Source organism: Actinomadura rugatobispora, from assembly GCF_042656285.1.
In the GTDB taxonomy this organism is placed as follows: domain Bacteria; phylum Actinomycetota; class Actinomycetes; order Streptosporangiales; family Streptosporangiaceae; genus Spirillospora; species Spirillospora rugatobispora.
This window is the reverse complement of sequence record NZ_JBHSON010000255.1, coordinates 1-944: the sequence shown is the minus strand read 5'-3', so window position 1 is coordinate 944 and position 944 is coordinate 1. Positions and strand designations below refer to the sequence as shown.

Sequence of the window (944 nt, the reverse complement as noted above, 5' to 3'; positions counted from 1 at the left end):
CGCGGGGTGGCATTGGGGTGGTGGTGTTGATTCCGCGGCGGTTGATCACGCGTGCCTCCGACGAGACGGCTTTGGACATGCCGCCTGGGGTCGGCACCGCCGCGTCGTCCGCTACCTCTTCGCGTAACCGCGCCGGGGCCGCCGTCCATACGGGTGGGGAGGGCGTCGGTGCGCAGGGTGGGGGTGCGGGGGAGGCGTCCATGCCCAAGCGTCGCCGCGGTGCGACCTTGGCTGCGGCGATCGAGCGGCCGCCCCGGTCTGATCCCAAGCCTCGTGACCCGGGGGTGCGGTTCGCCGCGTTCCGCCAGTCCGCTGAGGGCCGCGGCCGTGCGGCCGGTGCCGGGAGCGGAGCCGGCGACGACGGCGACGGCGACGGTGTGTCCGCCGCGGACTTCGACCAGTAGGGGGTTGCGACCCTTCCTGTGGCGTCCCTCTCGGGGGGCGGTGTGTACGGGTTCTGGGTCTCTGCCCGGCCGGAGAACGACTGATGAGGAGGCAGGGGTGCAGCGTCCGCTGGTCGCGGCCCCGTGATTGTGATGAACACCGATGAGCATCGACTTGATTGGCTTCTGGCGGGTCTGGTGGACCGGGCTCCGGGGATCCGGCATGTGCTGGTGCTGTCCAGGGACGGTCTGCGGATCTGTCACACGCCGGGGCTGGATGACGACAGGGCCGACCAGTTGGCGGCGATAGCGGCGGGGATCCAGAGCCTGTCTTTGACCGCTTCGCATGAGTTCGGTGACGCTGTCGGGGCGGGGCAGTCGATGGTGGAGTTCTCGGGTGGGGTGTTGCTCATCGTCCCGGCGGGGGAGGGGGCGCATTTGGCGGTGCTGGCCGGTGAGGACGCCGATGTGGGTCTGGTCGGGCACAGTATGAATGAGCTGGTGGAGCAGATCGGTGGGTATCTGACCGCGGCGCCGCGTTCGGCGGGTCATGGCACGCCG

1 protein-coding gene and 1 pseudogene are annotated in these 944 nt (G+C 70.3%); both read left to right on the top strand.

Annotated features, from left to right (window positions below; all coding sequences use genetic code 11):
• Nucleotides 1-404, top strand: a pseudogene (locus tag ACFPZN_RS56180) (hypothetical protein); the annotation flags it as partial.
• Between the two features lie 132 nt (nt 405-536).
• A partial coding sequence (locus tag ACFPZN_RS56175; protein ID WP_378293643.1) for a roadblock/LC7 domain-containing protein occupies nt 537-944 on the top strand: 408 nt, incomplete at its 3' end.